This is a genomic window from Bacillus sp. P4_D3 (assembly GCF_056401855.1).
Genome location: NZ_JBFUIN010000123.1, coordinates 1 through 8,135, shown reverse-complemented (window position 1 = coordinate 8,135; position 8,135 = coordinate 1). Strand labels below are relative to the sequence as shown.

Below are 8,135 nucleotides of genomic sequence, written 5' to 3'. Positions count from 1 at the left end.
GAACGATACAAAAAGAAAAAACATTAAAATGAATATGCTAGACAGCATAAAAAGAAGATATGAAAACTTAATTTCATATCTTCTTTTCTCTCTATGCATTTACAGGTTCTTCTACATAAGAAAGAGCATTTTCGAAATCGGATATTAAATCGTTAACATTTTCAAGACCAACCGATAAACGGAGTAATGAATTGGAAATACCTCTTTCATCACGTGCTTCCTGTGATAAGGCTGCATGGGACATTTTTGCTGGATATGAAAGAATAGATTCAACAGCTCCTAGACTAACCGCAAAAACAGGCAGTTTAACTTTTGATAAGAATTGGCGCAGTGCATCTTCGGATTGTAAGGTGAAAGATAAAACAGCCCCAGCCGATGTTGCTTGATTTTGTTGAATACTATAACCAAGATGTGATTGTAATCCAGGGTAATAGACATTTTGAACTTTAGAGTGCTCTTGTAAAAAATGTGCGATTTTGTTGGCACCTGCAGCTGAATGTTCGAGACGTACATGCAATGTTTTAATGCCGCGAAGCACGAGAGAACAATCTTGCGGTCCTAAAATAGCACCAAAAGCGTTTTGTAGAAAGCCGAGCTTTTGAGCAAGCTCTTCATCTTTTACGACAGCTAATCCGGCGGTGACATCACTATGACCAGCAATAAATTTTGTTGCACTATGAAGAACAACATCGGCGCCAAGATCAAGTGGCTTTTGAAATAGTGGTGTCAAAAATGTATTATCAACAAAAGTAAGAGCATCAATAGATTTTGCAAGATTAGAAACAGCACGAATATCTGTCACTTTTAAAAGTGGGTTAGAAGGTGTTTCTACATAAAAGAGCTTCGTATTTGGTTTAATGTTTTCTTTTACTTCTTCCACATTGGTCATATCAACAAATGTATGTGAAACACCATAACGGGAGAGAACTTCAGTAACAATTCGATAAGTGCCTCCATATACATCTTCTGAAATAAGAACATGGTCACCTTGTGAAAGAAGGAGAAATGCAGTAGAAATGGCTGCAATGCCTGATGCAAAGGCGAATCCTTTTGTCCCGCCTTCTAATAAAGCAATGATATCTTCAAGAGCTTCACGTGTTGGATTTCCAGATCTACTATAGTCATACTTTCCGAAAGCATCTACATCAAACTGATGAAATGTTGATGTGTTATAGATGGGAACGTTAACAGCTCCTGTATGTGAGTCATGCTTGTATTGATTATGCAGTAAAAGTGTATCTATGGAATAGCTCATATTTTTACACCTTCTTTTACAAGTTTAATTGCTTGCTTTAAGTCTTGAATTAAATCATTGCTATTTTCGATGCCGACTGAAAAACGGAGAAGACGATTACACACACCGCGTGCTGTTCGAATATCTTCTGGAATATCGGCATGAGTTTGCGTTGCTGGATAAGTCATTAAACTTTCGACGCCGCCAAGACTTTCAGCAAATGTAATTAAGGATAAAGATTGTAAGAAAGGATTAATCCAAGTTTCATCTTGAAGGCGAAATGAAATCATACCACCTCTTCCTGGATAAAATACATTTGTCACACCATCTTCATCATTTAAATAAGCAACAATTGCATGAGCGTTTTCTTCATGCTGTTTCATGCGGAGTGCTAAAGTTTTCATCCCTCGAATTAATAGCCATGAATCAAACGGGCTTAAGACAGCACCAGAGGCATTATGATAATGAGCAAGCTCCTCGCAAAGAGATTTCCCTTTCGCAACGACAAGTCCGCTTAGTACATCGTTATGTCCGCCTAAATATTTAGTTGCGCTATGAAGGACGATGTTTGCACCTTCTGTTAATGGTTGCTGTATATAAGGTGTATAGAACGTGTTATCTACAATAAGAAGTAGTCCGTGCCTTTTCGCTACACTTGCTACACTTACGATATCAGTTACTTGCATTAATGGATTAGTCGGTGTTTCTATGAAAATAGCCTTCGTTTGAGATGTGATTGCTTGCTCAATTTGTTTAATAGATTGTGTATCTACGTATCTACATCGAATATTCCACTTGTCTTCATGTTCGGAAAATAGACGATATGTTCCTCCGTATAAGTCTTCGGATACGATAAGCTCATCTCCGGAACGGAATAGTGAAAGGACAAGGAGAACAGCCGCCATTCCTGAACTACAGGCATACCCTTGCTCACCGCTTTCTAAGTCTGCAATTGCCTGTTCTAAAAGACCGCGAGTCGGATTTCCAGTTCTTGAATAGTCAAAGCCAGTAGATTTACCAATTCCTTCGTGACGATAAGCAGTTGAGAAATAAACAGGTGGATTAACAGTTCCTGTTGTAGCTTCGCTACGGTTCCCGATTTGTGCTAGTTTTGTTTCGATTGTTGACATGTGAAAATTCCCCCTTTTTAAAGTGAACGACTAAGTGAAAATAAAAAAAGCCTTCTAAGAAGAAGGCTTTCGGATTGAATAGAGTCTTCTTCTCATCTGTCAAATCTTTCACAATTTGCTGGAATTAGCACCTTATTAACGAATGAATGTTAATGGTTGCTGAGGCGTCATAGGGCCAGTCCCTCTACCTCTCTAGATAAGAATGTTCGTATGAAATTTTTATTATGTTTTTAACTTTACAACAAAAGATAATTGAATTGCAACTTTATTTTAAATAATTTTTATTTTTCCGCAAGTGTCATTGACTTTTATTTTAGTGCATGCTAAATTTATAAAAAATTAACAAACATTGTTAAAAGGGGAACGTATTTCCTTTTAGCTACATAAATAAAATAATAAAGACAAACTCTTATTGAGAGCGGTGGAGGGAAAGGCCCTGTGAAACCCGGCAACCTTCAAACTAAATGTTTGAAACGGTGCTAAAACCTGCAAAACGTGTGTTTTGCATAATAAGAGGAGGAACAATTATGTCCCCCTCTTCAAAGTGAAGAGGGGGTTTTTTATATTGATAGAAATGAGGGAGATTCGTGAAATTACTAGATTTATTATCAAAAGGAGTTGTAATAGGTGATGGTGCGGTTGGAACGTTATTACATTCGCATGGTTTACAAAGTAGTTTTGAAGAATTGAATTTGTCTGACCCGGACTTAATTATATCGATCCATAAACAATATGTAGCTGCTGGAGCGGATGTTATTCAAACGAATACGTATGGTGCGAATGAAGCGAAACTCCGCATGTATGGTCTAGAAAATCAAGTTGTCCAAATTAATAAAGCGGCAGTGAATATTGCGAAAGCATCAGTAACAGAGCGGAATGCAATTTTAGGGACAATTGGAGGTATGAAACATATTGGTGCTGTTACAACGACTGATATAGAGAGAGAATTTATGTTACTTGAGCAGGCAGGTGCTTTACTAGAAGAACAGGTTGATGGATTACTATTAGAAACTTTTTATGATGAATTTGAATTATTGCATGCCGTTAAAGTATTGCGTAAACAAACGAATATTCCGATTGTTGCTCAGTTAGCGTTACATGAGGCAGGTACGACTCAAAATGGGAATGATGTCAATGAAATATTAAAACAGCTTTTGGATTACGGTGCCAATGTTGTTGGATTGAACTGTCAACTAGGGCCACTTCATATGACGGAAGCTTTCAAAATGATATCGATTCCTCAAAATGGCTATTTATCAGCATATCCGAATGCAGGTCTCCCGAATTATGTGGAGGGGCGTTACGTATATGAGGGAAGTCCAGCGTATTTTGAAGAGATGACACCAAACTTTATTGAACAAGGTATTCGTTTATTAGGTGGTTGTTGTGGTACTACCCCGGAACATATTGAAGGAATGAAACGTGCTATTGCAAATGTTGCACCTGTAATAGCAAAGGAGACGATTCAAAGGCCTAAAGTGGTCCATACACATGAGAAGCGTTCGAGAGCTCATGTTACTCTCGCAGAAAAGGCAAAGAAACAAACGACAGTTGTAGTGGAATTAGATCCACCGAAAACGTTAGACACGCAGCGTTTTTTTGAAGGGGCAAGAGCACTGAAAAGGGCTGGAGCGGATGCTATTACTCTAGCAGATAATTCATTAGCATCTCCTCGCGTTTCGAATATGGCTATGGGTGCATTATTAACGAAGCATGATATTCCAGTATTGACGCATTTAACGTGTAGAGATCATAACGTCATTGGACTACAGTCTCACTTGCTTGGATTATCAGCATTAGGTATGGAGGAAGTGCTAGCTTTAACTGGTGATCCAGCGCGCGTTGGTGATTTTCCAGGTGCAACTTCTGTATATGATTTGTCATCTATAGAGCTAATTAAAATGATTAAAGAGATGAACGACGGTCGCTCTATTTTAGGGAAATCAATTGGTCCGGCAACAAGATTTTCTGTCGGAGGGGCATTCAATCCTCATGTAAGGCATTTAAAAGCAGCGGTAAAGCGAATGGAACGAAAAATTGATGCTGGAGCTGAATATTTCTTAACGCAGCCGATATATGATGTTGCTTTAATAGAAGAAGTATATGAAGCGACAAAGCATTTGGAACAACCTATCTTTATTGGAATTATGCCGTTAGTAAGTAAGCGGAATGCAGATTTTCTTCATTTTGAAGTACCGGGTATTACGCTCCCTGAAGAGGTAAGACAAAGAATGGATGGACATAAAACGAAAGAGGCTGCTATCGAGGAAGGAATTCGTATTTCACAAGAGTTGATTGATGCGGCAATGAAATATTTTAACGGTATTTATCTTATTACGCCGTTTTTAAAATATGAAATTACAGAACATCTCGTGAAATATGTGAGAGAAAAGCAAGAAGTGAAAGAGGGTATTAATTGATGAAACGAATAGAAGAGAGATTACAACATGAAATTTTAATATTAGATGGTGCAATGGGAACGATGATCCAGCAAGAAGACTTAACAGCGGAAGATTTTGGAGGAGAAGAATACGAAGGTTGTAATGAATATTTAGTAAAAACAAGACCAGATGTGATTTTAAATATTCATAAAGTCTACATTGAAGCTGGAGCAGATATTATTGAAACGAATACGTTTGGTGCAACAAATATTGTATTAAGTGATTATGCATTGTCTCATTTAGATGAAGAGTTAAACGAAAGGGCAGCGTTTTTGGCGAAGCAAGCAGTCAAAGGAAGTGGGAAAGAAGTATATGTTGCGGGAGCGATGGGACCAACGACGAAAGCCATTAGTGTTACAGGTGGTGTAACTTTTGAAGAGTTAATCGAAGCCTATACAAGGCAAGCGAGAGGACTATTAAGAGGAGAAGTTGATGTATTGCTCGTTGAGACGAGTCAAGATATGCGTAATGTGAAAGCTGCGTACCTTGGAATTCAAGCGGCGTTTGAAGAACTAAACAAAATAGTACCTATTATGATTTCTGGAACAATTGAACCGATGGGAACGACTTTAGCGGGTCAAACAATCGAAGCCTTTTATTTATCGGTAGAGCATATGAAGCCATTATCGGTTGGGTTAAACTGTGCTACTGGTCCAGAATTTATGAGGGAACATATGCGTTCTCTATCTGATTTATCGGAGTGTTATATTTCTTGTTATCCAAACGCTGGTCTTCCTGATGAAGATGGGCATTATCACGAATCTCCGGCGTCACTTGCTGAAAAAGTAAAACGTTTTGCTGAAGAAGGATGGATTAATATTATTGGTGGTTGTTGTGGCACAACACCAGAACATATAAGTGCAATGAAATTGGCGCTTGCCTCGATTAATCCTCGTGAGCATCATGAAAGGGTTGGACATGGAATTAGTGGACTAGAAGCGTTGCAATACGATGATTCTATGAGGCCCCTATTTGTTGGAGAAAGGACGAACGTAATTGGATCGCGTAAGTTTAAAAGATTAGTAGCAGAAGGGAAATTTGAAGAGGCTGCTGAAGTGGCAAGAGCGCAAGTGAAGAAAAATGCTCATATTATTGATATTTGTATGGCAGACCCTGATCGTGATGAAATAGAAGATATGGAAAGATTCTTGGCAGAAGTTACGAAAGTGTTAAAAGTACCAATTATGATTGATTCAACAGATGAAAATGTTATGGCGAAAGCTCTTACTTATATTCAAGGAAAAGGTGTTATCAATTCTATTAATTTAGAGGATGGAGAAGAACGTTTTGAAAAAGTGACACCCCTTCTTCGGAAATACGGTGCTGCGATAGTTGTAGGGACAATTGATGAAGATGGTATGGCAGTTAGTGCAGAAAGAAAGATAGAGATTGCTAAAAGAAGCTATGAATTACTAACGAAGAAGTATGGTATACGCCCATCTGATATTATTTTTGATGCGCTTGTGTTTCCTGTAGGAACAGGTGATGAAGAATATATAGGTTCAGCGGCAGCGACTATAGAAGGAATTCGTCTTATTAAAGAAGCGTTACCAGAATGTTTAACGATTCTAGGTGTGAGTAACATATCTTTTGGTTTACCACCAGCTGGACGTGAAGTATTGAACTCTGTCTTTCTATACCATGCAACGAAAGCAGGATTAGATTATGCGATTGTTAACACGGAAAAATTAGAGCGCTATGCGTCAATTCCAGAGGAAGAAAAACGTCTTGCGGATGCATTATTATTTGAAACGACGAAAGAAACGTTAGAAAAATTCACAAACTTTTATCGTGTTGCCAAAAAGAAAGATATCGTTGTACAAGAAACGCTAACGCTTGATGAACGACTGGCAAATTATATTGTAGAAGGTACGAAGCAAGGACTACAAGAAGATCTAAGTCTCGCGCTTACAGAAGGACGAAAACCTCTGGATATTATTAATGGTCCACTTATGACAGGAATGGATGAGGTGGGGCGATTATTTAATGGTAATGAGCTTATCGTTGCTGAAGTATTGCAAAGTGCTGAAAGTATGAAAGCTGCCGTAAGTTATTTAGAGCCACATATGGAATCTAGTGATAGTGCGAAAAAAGGGAAAGTATTATTAGCGACTGTAAAAGGTGACGTACATGATATTGGGAAAAACCTCGTTGAAATTATTTTATCAAATAACGGATATGAAATTATTAATTTAGGAATTAATGTTCGTTCGGATCGAATTGTTCAAGAAGTACAAGAAAAGAAACCTGATATTATTGGTCTTTCTGGTTTGTTAGTAAAATCAGCGCAACAAATGGTAACGACTGCCGAAGATTTAAAAGCAGCGAATATTGATATTCCAATTGTTGTAGGTGGTGCAGCACTAACGAGGAAATTTACAGATAATCGTATTTCGCCATCATATAAAGGGCTTGTATGTTATGCAAGTGATGCGATGACAGGTCTTGATATTATTAACAAATTACAAAAAGAAGAAGAACGTGAAAAGATGAAGCGAGATAAAAAGGAACACCATCTTCATGTTGTGAAACAAGAGGAGAAGAAAATAGAAATTCCCGCAGTAATTGAGCCATTAGCGAAGGCGGCGGTTATGTTACCTGATTCAACAAAACGAATTGTATTACGCGATATTCCCGTTGCACATCTCGCTCCATTTCTAAATAGACAAATGCTACTTGGACATCACCTTGGATTAAAAGGAAATGTGAAGAAGCTTTTGAAAGAGGGAGATAAAAGAGCGCATGAATTGAATGATTTAATAGACGAATTATTGGTGGAAGGACAATCTTGGTTAAAACCAAAAGCGGTGTATCAATTTTTCCCGGCGCAAAGTGATGGACAAAATATAATTATATACGATCCGGAAGATCACACACGTATCATAGAGCGATTTGAATTTCCGAGACAAGGGAAAGCACCATACCGTACTTTAGGAGATTATATACGCCCGATTGGAGATGAGATGGATTATGTCGCTTTCTTATCTGTTACCGTTGGAGAAGGGGTTCGAGATATTGCAGAGGAATGGAAGGCGAAGGGAGATTATTTACGCAGTCATGCGATTCAGTCGTTAGCACTTGAATTAGCAGAAGGACTTGCTGAAAAAACACATATGCTTATTCGTGATCGTTGGGGAATTTCAGATTCACCTGAACTGACGATGGAAGAGAGATTCCGTACAAAATATAGAGGAATACGCGTATCATTTGGTTATCCAGCATGCCCAGAACTTGCTGATCAAGAAAAATTATTTCGCTTAATTCATCCAGAAGAAATAGGTATTTCATTAACAGAAGGATTTATGATGGAGCCAGAAGCGTCTGTAACGG

The 8,135-nt window shown here is 38.2% G+C and carries 4 protein-coding genes and 2 riboswitches; of the genes, 2 read left to right on the top strand and 2 right to left on the bottom strand.

Annotation, left to right across the window (positions count from 1 at the left end; all coding sequences use genetic code 11):
- Window positions 1-91 precede the first annotated feature (91 nt).
- Complete coding sequence (gene metC / locus AC1DTM_RS14155; RefSeq protein WP_002160473.1) at window positions 92-1,255, bottom strand: cystathionine beta-lyase; 1,164 nt, start codon at window positions 1,253-1,255, stop codon at window positions 92-94.
- A complete protein-coding gene (locus AC1DTM_RS14150) occupies window positions 1,252-2,364 on the bottom strand; it encodes a methionine biosynthesis PLP-dependent protein (RefSeq protein ID WP_088099517.1) in 1,113 nt (370 codons plus the stop codon). The genes metC and AC1DTM_RS14150 overlap by 4 nt, the downstream gene beginning before the upstream one ends.
- Before the next feature lie 89 nt (window positions 2,365-2,453).
- Window positions 2,454-2,567: riboswitch (SAM riboswitch) on the bottom strand.
- Window positions 2,568-2,770: 203 nt separating this feature from the next.
- A riboswitch (SAM riboswitch) is annotated at window positions 2,771-2,880 on the top strand.
- Between the two features lie 71 nt (window positions 2,881-2,951).
- Between AC1DTM_RS14150 and AC1DTM_RS14145 the strand changes: the two genes are divergently transcribed.
- Together AC1DTM_RS14145 and metH are read left to right on the top strand one after the other, a co-directional pair.
- Complete coding sequence (locus AC1DTM_RS14145) at window positions 2,952-4,784, top strand: bifunctional homocysteine S-methyltransferase/methylenetetrahydrofolate reductase (RefSeq protein ID WP_088099516.1); 1,833 nt, start codon at window positions 2,952-2,954, stop codon at window positions 4,782-4,784.
- The coding region (metH, locus tag AC1DTM_RS14140) for a methionine synthase (protein WP_477000375.1) at window positions 4,784-8,135 on the top strand (3,352 nt) is incomplete at its 3' end. The genes AC1DTM_RS14145 and metH, both read left to right, overlap by 1 nt.

What these genes read in the sequence shown, in the direction of transcription:
- metC (WP_002160473.1), bottom strand. Translation starts at nt 1,255, where the DNA reads ATGAGCTATTCCATAGATACACTTTTACTGCATAATCAATACAAGCAT.
- AC1DTM_RS14150 (WP_088099517.1), bottom strand. Translation starts at nt 2,364, where the DNA reads ATGTCAACAATCGAAACAAAACTAGCACAAATCGGGAACCGTAGCGAA.